General features: G+C 71.3%; 12 protein-coding genes. 4 read left to right on the top strand and 8 right to left on the bottom strand.

Going from position 1 to position 13,621, the window contains the following annotated elements; genetic code table 11:
* Positions 1 to 3: 3 nt before the first annotated feature.
* The 4 genes from iolD to iolC all read right to left on the bottom strand — a co-directional run bounded on the left by iolD (position 4) and on the right by iolC (position 4,661).
* A complete protein-coding gene (iolD, locus tag ACFY2B_RS08675; RefSeq protein ID WP_390762416.1) occupies positions 4 to 1,914 on the bottom strand; it encodes a 3D-(3,5/4)-trihydroxycyclohexane-1,2-dione acylhydrolase (decyclizing) in 1,911 nt (636 codons plus the stop codon).
* Positions 1,911 to 2,735 (bottom strand): 5-deoxy-glucuronate isomerase, encoded by an 825-nt coding sequence (gene iolB, locus ACFY2B_RS08670; RefSeq protein ID WP_390762415.1) that lies wholly within the window; start codon positions 2,733 to 2,735, stop codon positions 1,911 to 1,913. The genes iolD and iolB overlap by 4 nt, the downstream gene beginning before the upstream one ends.
* 7 nt (positions 2,736 to 2,742) lie before the next feature.
* Entirely contained in the window at positions 2,743 to 3,627 is an 885-nt protein-coding gene (locus ACFY2B_RS08665; protein ID WP_390762650.1) for a deoxyribose-phosphate aldolase, read from the bottom strand.
* A gap of 83 nt (positions 3,628 to 3,710) precedes the next feature.
* Positions 3,711 to 4,661 (bottom strand): 5-dehydro-2-deoxygluconokinase, encoded by a 951-nt coding sequence (gene iolC, locus ACFY2B_RS08660; protein WP_390762414.1) that lies wholly within the window; start codon positions 4,659 to 4,661, stop codon positions 3,711 to 3,713.
* 130 nt (positions 4,662 to 4,791) lie between these two features.
* Here iolC and ACFY2B_RS08655 point away from each other — a divergent pair, with 130 nt between their 5' ends.
* Both ACFY2B_RS08655 and ACFY2B_RS08650 read left to right on the top strand, forming a co-directional pair.
* Complete coding sequence (locus ACFY2B_RS08655; RefSeq protein ID WP_390762413.1) at positions 4,792 to 5,718, top strand: sugar phosphate isomerase/epimerase family protein; 927 nt, start codon at positions 4,792 to 4,794, stop codon at positions 5,716 to 5,718.
* A gap of 230 nt (positions 5,719 to 5,948) precedes the next feature.
* Positions 5,949 to 6,149: a helix-turn-helix transcriptional regulator gene (locus ACFY2B_RS08650; RefSeq protein WP_390762412.1), complete on the top strand. Its 201-nt coding sequence runs from the start codon at positions 5,949 to 5,951 to the stop codon at positions 6,147 to 6,149.
* 30 nt (positions 6,150 to 6,179) lie between these two features.
* Here the strand turns inward: ACFY2B_RS08650 and ACFY2B_RS08645 are convergent, their stop codons facing one another.
* Positions 6,180 to 7,286, bottom strand: a complete 1,107-nt coding sequence (locus ACFY2B_RS08645; protein WP_390762411.1) for a zinc-dependent alcohol dehydrogenase family protein — start codon at positions 7,284 to 7,286, stop codon at positions 6,180 to 6,182.
* A 224-nt stretch (positions 7,287 to 7,510) separates the two neighbouring features.
* Between ACFY2B_RS08645 and ACFY2B_RS08640 the strand changes: the two genes are divergently transcribed.
* Positions 7,511 to 7,774, top strand: coding sequence for a hypothetical protein (locus ACFY2B_RS08640; protein WP_390762410.1), 264 nt, complete (start codon positions 7,511 to 7,513; stop codon positions 7,772 to 7,774).
* A 116-nt stretch (positions 7,775 to 7,890) separates the two neighbouring features.
* Positions 7,891 to 8,130, top strand: a complete 240-nt coding sequence (locus ACFY2B_RS08635; protein ID WP_390762409.1) for a heavy-metal-associated domain-containing protein — start codon at positions 7,891 to 7,893, stop codon at positions 8,128 to 8,130.
* A 976-nt stretch (positions 8,131 to 9,106) separates the two neighbouring features.
* On the opposite strand, the gene ACFY2B_RS08630 is transcribed toward ACFY2B_RS08635, so the two are convergent.
* From ACFY2B_RS08630 to ACFY2B_RS08620, 3 genes are all read right to left on the bottom strand, one after another.
* Complete coding sequence (locus ACFY2B_RS08630; RefSeq protein ID WP_376524072.1) at positions 9,107 to 10,396, bottom strand: citrate synthase; 1,290 nt, start codon at positions 10,394 to 10,396, stop codon at positions 9,107 to 9,109.
* A 206-nt stretch (positions 10,397 to 10,602) separates the two neighbouring features.
* A complete protein-coding gene (locus ACFY2B_RS08625; protein ID WP_390762408.1) occupies positions 10,603 to 12,858 on the bottom strand; it encodes an ATP-dependent RecD-like DNA helicase in 2,256 nt (751 codons plus the stop codon).
* Between the two features lie 297 nt (positions 12,859 to 13,155).
* Positions 13,156 to 13,542: a winged helix-turn-helix transcriptional regulator gene (locus ACFY2B_RS08620; protein ID WP_390762407.1), complete on the bottom strand. Its 387-nt coding sequence runs from the start codon at positions 13,540 to 13,542 to the stop codon at positions 13,156 to 13,158.
* Positions 13,543 to 13,621: the final 79 nt, after the last annotated feature.

Raw genomic sequence — 13,621 nt, 5'->3', positions numbered from 1 at the left:
CCTTCAGAGATGGCGGCGTCGGGTCGCCACGTTCCGTTCGTACTGCTCACGTGCCTTGACCGCGGACGGGCGGGTGGCGGTCTCGGCCACAGGTACATCCCACCAGGCTTGTGCCGGAGGCGGGCCCGACACAGTGTCGGCCGTTTCGGTCTCCACGTAGACACATGTGGGAGTGTCGGCGGCCCGCGCCTCGGCGAGCGCGGTGCGCAGGTCCGCCACGGTCTTGGCGCGCAGCACCCGCATGCCGAGGCTGGCGGCGTTGGCGGCCAGGTCGACGGGGAGCGGGGCGCCCGTGTGGGTGCCGTCCGCGGCCGGGTACCGGTAGGCGGTGCCGAACCGTTCGCCGCCCACCGACTCCGAGAGCCCGCCGATGGACGCGTAGCCGTGGTTCTGCACCAGCAGCAGCTTGATGGCGACGCCCTCCTGGACCGCGGTGACGATCTCGGTCGGCATCATCAGATACGTCCCGTCGCCGACCAGTGCCCACACCGGGCGGTCGGGTGCGGCCAGCTTCACCCCGATGGCGGCGGGGATCTCGTAGCCCATGCAGGAGTAGCCGTACTCCAGGTGGTACTGGTCCCGGGACCGGGCCCGCCACAGTTTGTGCAGGTCGCCGGGGAGCGATCCGGCCGCGTTGATGAGGATGTCGCTCTCGTCGACGATCGCGTCGAGCGCGCCGAGGACCTGCGACTGGGTGGGCCGGACGTCCGGCTCGTCGGCCTCGTAGCAGGCGTCGACGCGCTGTTCCCAGCGTTCCTTGTCGTCGGTGTACTCGGCGACGTACGAGTCGGCGACCCGCCGGCCGTCCTCGGCCAGCGCCGCGGTCAGCGCGCGCAGCGCGTCCCGGGCGTCGGCGACGAGCGGCAGCCCGGCGAGCTTGTGGCCGTCGATGGCCGCGATGTTCAGGTTGAGGAAGCGGACGTCCGGGTTGTCGAACAGGGTGCCGGAGGCGGTGGTGAAGTCGGTGTAGCGGGTGCCGACGCCGATCACCAGGTCGGCGGTGCGGCCCAGTTCGTCGGCGGTCGCCGTGCCGGTGTGGCCGATGCCGCCGACGTCCTGCGGGTGGTCGTGGCGGAGCGAGCCCTTGCCGGCCTGGGTGGACGCGACCGGGATGCGGGTGGCCGCGGCGAACTCGGCCAGCGCTTCCTCGGCACGGCTGTGGTGGACGCCGCCGCCCGCGACGACGAGGGGGCGCCGGGCCGCGCGGACCGCCTGCACGGCGGCGGCGAGTTCGACCGGGTCGGCCTGCGGCCGGCGCACGGTCCACACCCGGTCGGCGAAGAACTCCTCGGGCCAGTCGTACGCCTCGGCCTGCACGTCCTGCGGCAGGGCGAGGGTGACGGCGCCGGTCTCCACGGGGTCGGTGAGGACCCGCATGGCCTGCAACGCGGCCGGGATCAGGGCCTCCGGCCGGTTGATCCGGTCGAAGTACCGGGAGACCGGGCGCAGGCTGTCGTTGACCGACAGGTCGCCCGCGTAGGGGACTTCGAGCTGCTGGAGCACCGGGTCGGCGGGGCGGGTGGCGAACACGTCGCCGGGCAGCAGCAGGACCGGGAGGTGGTTGATGGTGGCCAGTGCGGCACCGGTGACCAGGTTGGTGGCGCCGGGGCCGATGGACGTCGTCACCGCGTGCGTGGACAGCCGGCCCGACTGGCGCGCGTAGCCGACCGCCGCGTGCACCATGGACTGCTCGTTGCGGCCCTGGTGGTAGGGCATGACGTCGGCGTACTCGACGAGCGCCTGCCCGATCCCGGCGACGTTGCCGTGCCCGAAGATGCCCCAGGTCGCGCCGATCAGCCGCTGCCGTTCGCCGTCCCGCTCCGTGTACTGGGCGGACAGGAAGCGGACGAGCGCCTGCGCGACGGTGAGCCGTGTCGTTGCGGTCGTTGCGGTCGTTGAGGTCGTCGCGGTCATCGGTACCCCCCTGTGCTCTCTACGTGGTCTGGGTGGAAGCAGATCCGCCACTCCCGTGTCGCGCCCGGTCCCGCCATGACGTTGAGGTAGTACATGTCGTGGCCGGGCTGGGCGATGGCGGGGCCGTGCCAGCCGTCGGGTACGAGGACGACGTCACCGGAACGGACCTCGGCGAGGACGTCGGCCCCGCCCGCGCGGGAGGGGAACACCCGCTGGTAGCCGAGACCGTGCGGACCGTCGATCTCGAAGTAGTAGATCTCCTCCAGCTCGGACTCCTCGCCCGGCCGGTGCTCGTCGTGCTTGTGCGGCGGGTACGAGGACCAGTTGCCGCCGGGGGTGATGACCTCCACGGCGATCAGCTTGTCGCAGTCGAACGCGTCGGCGGAGGCGAAGTTGCGCACCAGACGGGCGCTGGTGCCGCTGCCGCGATGTTCGACGGGGACCTCCGGCGCGGGGCCGTAGCGGGCGGGGAGTCGTCGCTCGCACTTCGCTCCTGCCAGGGCGAAGCGGCCTCCCGCGCCGGAGGCGATCTGGACCCGGGCGTCCCGGGGCGCGTACACGAAGTCCGAGGCGGAGGCGAACACGCTCTCCCTGCCGCGGATTTGGAATTCCTCGTCCTCCACCCGCACGGTACAGGCGCCGCTGAGCGGAAGCACGATCCATTCGCTGTCCCCGGAGGTGAACATATGGGTGGCACCGGGGGACAGTTCGACGACGCGCAGGCTGCTGTGCGTCAGGGCGGCCCGTTCGGGGCCGATGTCGAGCGCGTACTGGTCGCCCGCGGTCGACCCCTGGGGGACGTACAGGTCGTTGCTGGTCATGCGGCCCTCACAGCAGTCCGACGGCGGTGTCCACGGCGGCGGCCACGTCCCCGTCCGCCGGATACAGCAGCGAGCGGCCGACCACCAGACCCCGCACGGTGGGGAGCCGGAGCGCGCCGCGCCACTTCTCGTACGCCGCCTCCTGGTCCTCGGGGGTGTCGCCGATCTCGCCGCCGAGCAGCACGGCGGGCAGCGTGGAGGTGGCCATGACCTCGGCCATGTCGTCGGGGTGTTCGGTGACCGGGACCTTCAGCCAGGTGTAGGCGGAGGTGCCGCCGAGGCCCGAGGCGATGGCTATGGAGCGGGTGACGGCCTCGGCGGACAGGTCGTTCTTCACCCGTCCCTCGGGGGTGCGGCGGCTGATGAAGGGCTCGACGAACACCGGCAGCCGGCGCTCGGCCATCGCGTCGATGGCGCGGGCGGTGGACTCCAGGGTGGTCAGCGAGCCGGGGTCGGAGTAGTCGATGCGCAGCAGCAGCTTGCCCGCGTCGAAACCGAGGCGCTCGATGTCCTCGGGGCGGTGGCCGGTGAAGCGGTCGTCGAGTTCGAAGGCGGCGCCCTGGAGGCCGCCGCGGTTCATGGAACCCATGACGATCTTGTTGTCGAGGGCGCCGAGCAGCAGCAGGTCGTCGAGGATGTCGGCGGTGGCGAGGACGCCGTCCACACCGGGGCGGGACAGCGCGAGGCACAGCCGCTCCAGCAGGTCGGCGCGGTTGGCCATGGCGAGCTTGCGGCCGCCGATGCCGAGGGCGCCGCGGGCCGGGTGGTCGGCGGCGACGATCATCAGCCGGCCGCTGTCGCCCAGCAGCGGGCGGCGCGGGCGGCGGGCCGCGGCCTCGGCGACTTCCTCGGGGCGCTGGGTGCGGGTGCGCACCAGCGCGGAGACGTCCACGCTCGGGCGCCCGCCGTCCCGGAGGGTGCCGGTGGTCGTGGCGGTGGTGGCCTGGCGGGTGCCGGTGGTCCCGGCGGTGGCGGTCACAGCACCGCTCCCGCCGCGAGGGCGGCGTCCACCTCGTCGGAGGTGGGCATCGCGGAGGAGCACTCCAGGCGGGAGGCGACGATGGCGCCGGCCGCGTTGGCGTGCCGCATGATCGTCTCCAGGTCCCAGCCGGCCAGCAGGCCGTGGCAGAGGGAGCCGCCGAAGGCGTCCCCCGCGCCGAGTCCGTTGAGGACGGTGACCGGCAGCGGCGGCACCTCGGCGGACTCGCCGCTCCGGCTGACCGCGAGGACACCCTTGGGGCCCTGCTTGACCACGGCGATCTCGACACCGGCGGCCAGGAGCGCCTGGGCGGCGGCGTGCGGCTCGCGGACGCCGGTGGCGACCTCCACCTCGTCGAGGTTGCCGACGGCGACGGTGGTGTGCCGCAGCGCCTCGGCGTAGAAGGGGCGGGCCGCGTCCGGGTCGGACCAGAACATGGGGCGCCAGTCGAGGTCGAAGACCGTGGTGGCGGCCCTGTCGCGGTGGGCGAGGGCGGCCAGGGTCGCCGTGCGGCTGGGCTCCTCGCTCAGGCCGGTGCCGGTGACCCAGAAGATACGGGCGTCGCGTACGGCCTGGAGGTCCAGTCCGTGGACGTCGATCTCCAGGTCGGGCGCCTTGGGCTGCCGGTAGAAGTAGAGCGGGAAGTCGTCCGGCGGGAAGACCTCGCAGAAGGTGACCGGGGTCGGCAGGCCGGGGACCGGGGTCACCCAGCGGTCGTCGACACCGAAGCCGCGCAGGGCCTCGTGCAGGTAGGCGCCGAAGGCGTCGTCGCCGGTGCGGGTGATCACAGCGGTGCTCCGGCCGAGGCGGGCCGCGGCGACCGCGACGTTCGTCGCCGATCCGCCGAGGAACTTGCCGAAGGACGTCACCTGGGCGAGCGGCACTCCGGTCTGCAACGGATACAGGTCCACCCCGATCCGCCCCATGGTGATCAGGTCGTACGCCATCGGCTTCCCTTCCTCGGCACGTGGCTCACCCCCGGTTTGTAGTCCCGTTCGGGGAGCCCTGTCAATACTTTGTCCAGACATTCGGACCAGACCTTGACACCTCTCCTCTCCGCGCCGCACGCTGGCGGCCATGACGTCATTGCCACCTCAGTCTCCCGTGCCCGGCCTGTCCCGCATCCGTGTCGGATCGGCGCCCGACTCCTGGGGCGTGTGGTTCCCCGACGATCCCCAGCAGGTGCCCTGGCAGCGCTTCCTCGACGAGGTCGCCCAGTCCGGGTACGAGTGGATCGAGCTGGGCCCGTACGGGTACCTGCCGTCCGATCCGGCCGTCCTCGCCGAGGAGACCGCCCGGCGCGGCCTGAAGGTGTCGGCGGGCACCGTCTTCACCGGCCTGCACCACGGCCCGGCGGTGTGGGACAAGACCTGGGCGCACGTCTCCGACATCGCGGCCCTCACCCAGGCCATGGGCGCCCGGCACCTGGTCGTCATCCCGTCCTTCTGGCGCGACGACAAGACCGGCGAGGTGCTGGAGCCGGACACGCTCACGCCCGAGCAGTGGCGCAATCTCACCTCACAGACCGAGCGGCTCGGCCGGGAGGTGCGCGAGCGCTACGGCCTGGAGATCGTCGTCCACCCGCACGCCGACACCCACATCGACAGCGAGGAGAACGTCGTCCGCTTCCTCGACGGCACCGACTCCTCGCTGGTGTCGCTCTGCCTGGACACCGGGCACTACGCGTACTGCGGCGGGGACAGCGTCAAGCTGATCGAGACCTACGGCGAGCGGATCGGCTACCTGCACCTCAAGCAGGTGGACCCGGAGATCCTGGCCGAGGTACGGGCGAACGAGATCCCCTTCGGGCCCGCGGTCGCCAAGGGCGTGATGGTCGAGCCCCCGTCCGGCGTGCCCGCGCTCGGCCCGGTCCTGGAGGCGGCCGGGAAGCTGGACGTCGACCTGTTCGCGATCGTCGAGCAGGACATGTACCCCTGCGAGCCGGACCGGCCGCTGCCGATCGCCCAGCGGACCCGGGCGTTCCTGCGGTCCTGCGGCGCCTGACGGCACCCGCTCCGCCGCACGCTCCGGTATCGCCTTTGTCACAGATACCCGCTTTCTGTCACACACGTCACACCTAAGCGGATCCTTGGTCACACCTGGCCTACAGCCACTTTCCCGTACGCACGCCGCGTCGTTCACCGAGCACAGGCTGGTGATCGCCAGCGCAGCGCCCGGCTCCTCCGACGGCCGCCCCGGTCGCCGCCGCGGCGCGCGCAGGGAGGTGCGACTCAATGACCGACCGAAGGCTCTGGTCCTACAAGGAGATCGCGGCACACATCCGGGTGCAGCCGGACACCGTACGGTCCTACCGCAAACACGGGCTGCTGCCCCCGCCCGACCACGTGGAGGGCGGCAAGCCCTACTGGTACGCGGACACCGTCCGCGCCTGGGTCGCCTCCCGCCCCCGCAACCGCAGCCGACGCCAGGACTGACGCCGCCGGGCGTGCGGGAGCGGACGGCTCTCAGGCCCACGGCTCGATGACCGTGACCCCCGCCCGCCCGGCCCCCGCTCCCCCGGCTTCCGCCGCTGCCGCCCCCGCCGCTCCGGCCCCTGCCGCGCCCGGTGCCGCGCCCATCGCCGCCAGCGCGGCCGGTGCCGCGCCCAGCGGGATCGTCGCGGTCACCAGCCGGTCGGGGCGCAGCACCCCCGCCCGGACCAGTTCCAGCATCGCCGGATAGGCGTGTGCGGCCATGCCGTGGCTGCCGAGGAGTTCCAGCTCCAGGGCGATGGCGCGGGCCATGGGGACCGGCGTGCTGCCGTCCGCGGAGGGCAGCAGGCCCACCTGGACGTGCCGGCCGCGGCGGCGCAGCCCGCCCACCGAGGCCGCGCAGGTGGCCGGGGAGCCGAGCGCGTCCAGGGACAGCTGGGCGCCGCCGCCGGTCAGCTCGCGCACCGCCGCCGCCGGGTCCGCGGTGCCCGTGGCGTCGACGCACTCCGCCGCGCCGAACGAGCGCGCCAGGTCCAGGGCCCCGGCCGACACGTCCACGGCGACCACCCGTGCCCCGGCCGCCGCCGCGATCATCACCGCCGACAGGCCCACGCCGCCGCACCCGTGCACCGCGACCCACTCCCCCGCCGCCACCCGGCCCTGCTGCACCACCGCGCGGAAGGCGGTCGCGAAACGGCAGCCGAGGGCGGCGGCGGTGGCGTAGGACATCCCGTCGGGAACGCCGACCAGGTTCACGTCGGCGTGGTCGAGCGCCACGTACTCGGCGAACGAGCCCCAGCGGTCGAAGCCGGGCTGGGTCTGCCGCTCGCACACCTGCTGGTCGCCCGCCGCGCAGGCCGGGCAGCTGCCGCAGGCGCAGACGAAGGGCACGGTGACCCGGTCGCCTGGGTGCCAGCCGGTCACCCGGGCGCCCACCGCCTCGACGACTCCGGCCAGTTCATGACCGGGCACGTGCGGCAGGGTGACGTCCGGGTCGTGACCCATCCAGCCGTGCCAGTCGCTGCGGCACAGGCCGGTCGCCTCGACCCGCACCACGACCCCGTGCTCCGCCGGCTCCGGATCCGCCACCTCCCGGACCTCGGCGGGCTCCCCGTACCGCTCGAACACCACAGCCCGCATCCGCCTCTGCTCCTCTGTCCGGTCCGTCCGTGCCGAGCGCTCGCCGGCACTCCACTGGAGGGCCATTGTCTTGGCGGACTCCTCGACGGGCTCCTCGGGGCACCCCTGGACGCCGTCCGGCCGCGGGACGGCCGGGCCGGGAACTCCGGCGGCGGCTCCCGGACTGCGGCGCGGGGCACGTCTGCGTAGGGTGCGGATAACCGCCTCCGAGGGGACCCGCCGCCGTGACCCACTCGCCGCCGCCCGGCGCACCCCGGGCCCGCATCCCCGGCCCGCGGCGGTCCCCGCCCGCGCGACGCCGGGGCCGCGCGAGCCGGTGGCGCCGCCGGCTGTGGTACGTGCCGGCCGTGCCGGTGCTGGCGGCCCTCTTCGCCTACGCGGCGGAGAACGCCAGGTCACTGGCGGCTCTGCTGCTGTTCGCCGGTTCCCTGCTCTGCGCGGTCCTGGCGCTGCGCACGCCCAAGGGACACGACCGCGACTCGACGTGAGAGCGAGGCGCGTGCGGCCTGCCTCCTGGGTATGTACCCCCTGGGGGTATAATCTGCAGAATGCAGGCCCCACTGTGGAGCCCATCGGCCCCACCTGCCTCGACGAGGAGCAAGACATGACCACCCAGATCGACGACGCGGCCACCGTCACCACCGTCTACAAGGTCAGCGGGATGAGCTGCGGACACTGCGAGGGCGCCGTCTCCGCCGAGATCTCCGAGATCCCCGGCGTCAGCTCGGTGCAGGCCGTCGCCTCGACCGGCGAGGTCACCGTCGCCTCCGCCGCACCGCTCGACGAGAAGGCCGTCCGCGACGCCGTCGACGAGGCCGGCTTCGAACTGGTCGGCACGGTCTGAGCCGACCGCCCCAGCGCCCGCCACACCCCGCCCGCCACACCCCGCCCGGCCACCGGCTACCGACGTCGGGCCGGGCGGTGGCACGCGACCCGACGCACAGCCGCCCCACCGAACCGGATGATCACGGAGGTTTCGGTGAGTACGGCAAAAGTTACCGACAGTACGTCGAAGTCGAGGCAGGGGCCCCCTGGAGTCCGCAGCGCACCTCACATAAGCTCTCCACAAGGCTCATGCATCATCCTCACGCTTGAGCGCCGATTGCCATATCGGGGCCCTTGCGCATCTAACGGACATATGCAGGAGACGCAGATCACAGTGATGTGAACGTAACCATCGAAGGGGTTCGACGGTCTAAGTTGACGGTGCCAGGCGACGTCTTGGGGGGCGTCGGCTGGCATCTGAGGATGTCTTGGGGGACTTCCTCAGAGATGCGTTGCCGGGGCACGTACACCGGGAAGCTTTGAGCGGCCCTCCCGGTCTGTACGGGTCCCGGCAGATGCACGCATCACTGGAGCACGGCGGGTTTTGCTCGTTGTGCTCACGCAGCGATTCAGGCGCTGCTTTCGCAAGCGCCCGGCCGGATCCCGTGGGGGGAATCCGTACCGGGACACGGGAAGGCGCCCTGGTCGTCGGCCCGTGGGGGGACCGGCGTTCCAGGGCGCCTTCTGCGTCCGTGGGATTCCGCGGGGATTCTGCGGGACATCGGGTCTGTACGACATCGGGTCTGTACGACAACGGGCCTGAGGGACATCGGATCTGCACGACATCGGGACCGCGGGACATCGGGGACTACGGGATTCCTCCCGCTCCTGAGGCGGCGCGGACAGCGCAGGCCGCACAGGCGCCACAGACGACGACACAGACAACGCAGACGCGCCCCTCCGGCTCGCGGGCCGGAGGGGCCGCGGAGCCGAAGGGGCACGTCCGGGGCCGCCCCGCCCCCGTGGGGACCGGGCCGCCCTTCACCGGCGGGGTGTCAGCGCCCCTCGACCGGCACGAAGTCCCGCTCCACGACGCCCGTGTAGATCTGGCGCGGGCGGCCGATACGGGAACCCGGCTCCTTGATCATTTCCTGCCACTGGGCGATCCAGCCCGGCAGCCGGCCGAGGGCGAACAGGACGGTGAACATCTCCGTCGGGAAGCCCATGGCGCGGTAGATCAGGCCGGTGTAGAAGTCCACGTTCGGGTAGAGCTTGCGCTCGACGAAGTAGCTGTCGGAGAGGGCGTGCTCCTCCAGCTTGAGGGCGATGTCGAGCAGTTCGTCGGACTTGCCGAGGGCCGAGAGAACGTCGTGCGCGGCAGCCTTGATGATCTTGGCGCGCGGGTCGAAGTTCTTGTAGACCCGGTGGCCGAAGCCCATCAGGCGGACGCCGTCCTCCTTGTTCTTCACCTTGCGGATGAAGGTGTCGACGTCACCGCCGCTCTCCTGGATGCCCTCCAGCATCTCCAGGACGGACTGGTTGGCGCCGCCGTGCAGCGGACCCCACAGGGCGGAGATGCCGGCCGAGATCGACGCGAACATGTTGGCCTGGGAGGAGCCGACCAGGCGGACCGTGGAGGTCGAACAGTTCTGCTCGTGGTCGGCGTGCAGGATGAGCAGCTTGTCGAGGGCGGCGACGACGACCGGGTCCGGCTCGTACTCGTCGGCCGGGACCGAGAAGGTCATGCGGAGGAAGTTCTCGACGTAACCGAGGTCGTTGCGCGGGTAGACGAACGGGTGGCCGATCGACTTCTTGTAGGCGTACGCAGCGATGGTGGGAAGCTTGGCGAGCAGGCGGATGGTGGAGAGGTTGCGCTGCTTCTCGTCGAACGGGTTGTGGCTGTCCTGGTAGAAGGTGGACAGCGCCGAGACGACCGACGACAGCATGGCCATCGGGTGGGCGTCGCGCGGGAAGCCCGTGTAGAAGTTCTTGACGTCCTCGTGCAGCAGCGTGTGCTGCGTCACGTCGTTCTTGAACGTGGTCAGCTCGTCCACGGTCGGCAGCTCGCCGTTGATCAGCAGGTACGCCACCTCCAGGAAGGTGGAGCGCTCCGCCAGCTGCTCGATCGGGTAACCCCGGTACCGCAGGATGCCCGCCTCGCCGTCGAGGTAGGTGACAGCGGATTTATAGGCGGCCGTGTTGCCGTAACCGCTGTCCAGAGTCACCAGACCGGTCTGGGCGCGGAGCTTCCCGATGTCGAAGCCCTTGTCACCGACGGTGCTGTCGATCACCGGGTAGGTGTACTCGCCGTCGCCGTACCGCAGTACTACAGAGTTGTCGCTCACGTCTTCCCTCACCGGCGTAGTGCCTCATCTTCGAGGTGCCCTGACTGTCTCTACCATCCCCCATTTGGCTCAGGAGAGTGCACTCGGGGTCGACCATTGGGCTTATCGGCGGCACTCAGTGCCGCCAACTTGCTCATCCTGCCCCGTTGTCCGCCCATCTGGAAGTCCCCTGTGGCCTCTGTGACCTTCCCGACCGATTTGATCGATCATTTTCGGTGCTCCAGCCTGAAGGCGAGGGCCGTGCACCGCCGTCCGGCCGACACGGTGCGCACCGCCTGGCCGATCGCCTTGCGCGAACCGACGAGCACGACCAGCCGTTTCGCGCGGGTGACCGCCGTGTAGAGCAGATTCCGCTGAAGCATCATCCAGGCCCCCGTGGTGACGGGGATCACCACCGCCGGGTACTCGCTGCCCTGCGAGCGGTGGATGGTCACCGCGTACGCGTGGGCCAGCTCGTCCAGTTCGTCGAAGTCGTACGCCACCTCCTCGTCCTCGTCGGTCAGCACCGTCAGCCGCTGCTCGACCGGGTCGAGCGAGGTGACCACGCCCACGGTGCCGTTGAAGACGCCGTTCTCCCCTTTCTCGTAGTTGTTCCGGATCTGGGTGACCTTGTCGCCGACGCGGAAGACCCGGCCGCCGAACCGCTTCTCCGGCAGGTCCGGGCGGGCGGGTGTGACGGCCTGCTGGAGCAGCCCGTTGAGGGTGCCCGCGCCGGCCGGGCCGCGGTGCATCGGCGCGAGCACCTGCACGTCCCGGCGCGGGTCGAGCCCGAACCGGGCCGGGATACGGCGCGCGGCCACGTCCACGGTGAGGCGGCCGGCCTCCTCCGTGTCGTCCTCGACGAAGAGGAAGAAGTCCTTCATGCCGTCGGTGAGCGGATGCTGCCCTGAGTTGATGCGGTGGGCGTTGGTCACCACGCCGGACTGCTGGGCCTGCCGGAAGACCCGGGTGAGCCGGACGGACGGCATCGGGCTGCCGTCGGCCAGCAGGTCCCGCAGCACCTCGCCCGCGCCGACGCTGGGCAGTTGGTCGACGTCCCCGACGAACAGCAGGTGGGCGCCCGGAGGCACCGCCTTGGCCAGTTTGTTGGCGAGCAGCAGGTCCAGCATGGACGCCTCGTCGACGACGACCAGGTCGGCCGCCAGCGGGCGGTCCTTGTCGTACGCCGCGTCGCCGCCCGGCTTCAGCTCCAGCAGCCGGTGCACGGTGGACGCCTCGGCGCCGGTCAGCTCGGCCAGCCGTTTGGCGGCCCGGCCGGTGGGCGCGGCGAGCACGACCCGGGCCTGTTTGGCGCGGGCCAGCTCCACGATGGAACGGACCGTGAAGGACTTGCCGCACCCGGGGCCGCCGGTGAGGACGGCGACCTTCTCGGTCAGCGCCAGCCGCACGGCGGCCTCCTGCTCGGGCGCGAGGTCGGCGCCGGTGCGCCCCTTGAGCCAGCCGAGGGCCTTGTCCCAGTCGACGTCCCGGAAGACCGGCATCCGGTCCTCGTCGGTGCGCAGCAGGCGCGACAGCTGGGCCGCGAGGGAGAGTTCGGCCCGGTGGAAGGGGACGAGATAGACCGCGGTGACGGGCTCACCGCCGTCGGGTCCTGGCACCTTCTCCCGTACGACGCCCGGATCGGAGCCTTCCTCCGCCGGCTCGGCCAGCTCCGCCAGGCACTCGATGACCAGGCCGGTGTCGACCTGGAGCAGCTTCACGGCGTCGGCGATGAGCCGTTCCTCGGGCAGGAAGCAGTGGCCCTGGTCGGTGGATTGCGACAGCGCGTACTGGAGGCCCGCCTTGACGCGCTCCGGGCTGTCGTGCGGAATGCCGACGGACTGGGCGATCTTGTCAGCCGTGAGAAACCCGATGCCCCAGACGTCGGCGGCCAGCCGGTACGGCTGGTTCTTCACCACGGAGATGGACGCGTCACCGTACTTCTTGTAGATCCGCACGGCGATGGACGTGGACACCTCGACGGTCTGGAGGAAGAGCATGACCTCTTTGATCGCCTTCTGCTCCTCCCAGGCGTCGGCGATCCTCCCGGTGCGCTTCGGGCCGAGGCCGGGCACCTCGATCAGCCGCTTCGGCTCCTCCTCGATGATCCGCAGCGTGTCCAGGCCGAAGTGCTGGGTGATGCGGTCCGCGAAGACCGGCCCGATGCCCTTGACCAGACCCGAACCGAGGTAACGCCGGATGCCCTGCACGGTCGCCGGCAGCACGGTGGTGTAGTTCTCGACGGTGAACTGCTTGCCGTACTGCGGGTGGGAGCCCCAGCGGCCCTCCATCCGCAGCGACTCGCCGACTTGCGCGCCGAGCAGCGCGCCGACCACCGTGAGCAGGTCCGCGGCGCCTCTGCCGGTGTCCACGCGGGCGACGGTGTAGCCGTTCTCCTCGTTGGCGTACGTGATCCGCTCCAGCACACCTTCGACCACGGCGAGCTTCCGTTCGCCCGTCGCGTTCCCCACCTGCTGCACCATGCCCCGACGGTACCGCCGGGCGGTGACAGCGCCGTCCGGCAGGCGACCTGCCGCCGACCCGCCGTTCCGGTCGCCGGTGACGAGGGCGCACATGCGCCGCGAGGTCCGCTCGACGGCGTCATGGGGTTGACCAGGTCCGTGTGGAGCGGCTGGCGGACCGGCTTGCGGACAGCCTTCCCGACCGAGCGGGTCGGCTCGCCGCCGGTGCGGAGCAACGGTCCATCGGACGACGGTGATGACGACGGTGCTTTCGGGATACGCGAACTCACGTCCCTTACGCGCTCGCCGCGTTGGCGCTCACTGGCCGTCGTCGAAGCGGCGGCGCGCGGATTCGATCTCGTCCAGGTAGCGGCGGGTCCAGGTACACATGCCGTTGATCCTGTCGCGCAGCTCCAGGCCCGCCTCGGTGAGGCGGTAGTCCACGCGAGGCGGCACCGTCGCGTGGACGGTCCGGTGCATGACTCCGTCCCTCTCCAGCCCGCGCAGGGTCTGGGTGAGCATCTTGTGGCTGACGCCCTCCACCTCGGTCATCAGATCGGTGAACCGCAGCGTCCGGGTGCGGAGGGTATTGATGACCAGCAGAGCCCACTTGCTGGCGGTCCCCGAAAAGATCTCCTGCGCCAGGGAGTGGACGCGGGTCTCGTCCGCGTCCTCCGGCGGACGTCGGCTCTGCTCGGTTTCCATGAGGTGCCTCTCTCACCAAAAAGTGCATTCTTCCACGTCAGAGCATACTCACCTACGGTTCCCGAGTAACCAGAAGTGA

The sequence above is a fragment of the Streptomyces sp. NPDC001270 genome (genome assembly GCF_042896695.1).
In the GTDB taxonomy this organism is placed as follows: domain Bacteria; phylum Actinomycetota; class Actinomycetes; order Streptomycetales; family Streptomycetaceae; genus Streptomyces.
The sequence above is the reverse complement of the archived record's forward strand: the minus strand, read 5'-3'. Positions and strand labels throughout refer to the sequence as shown.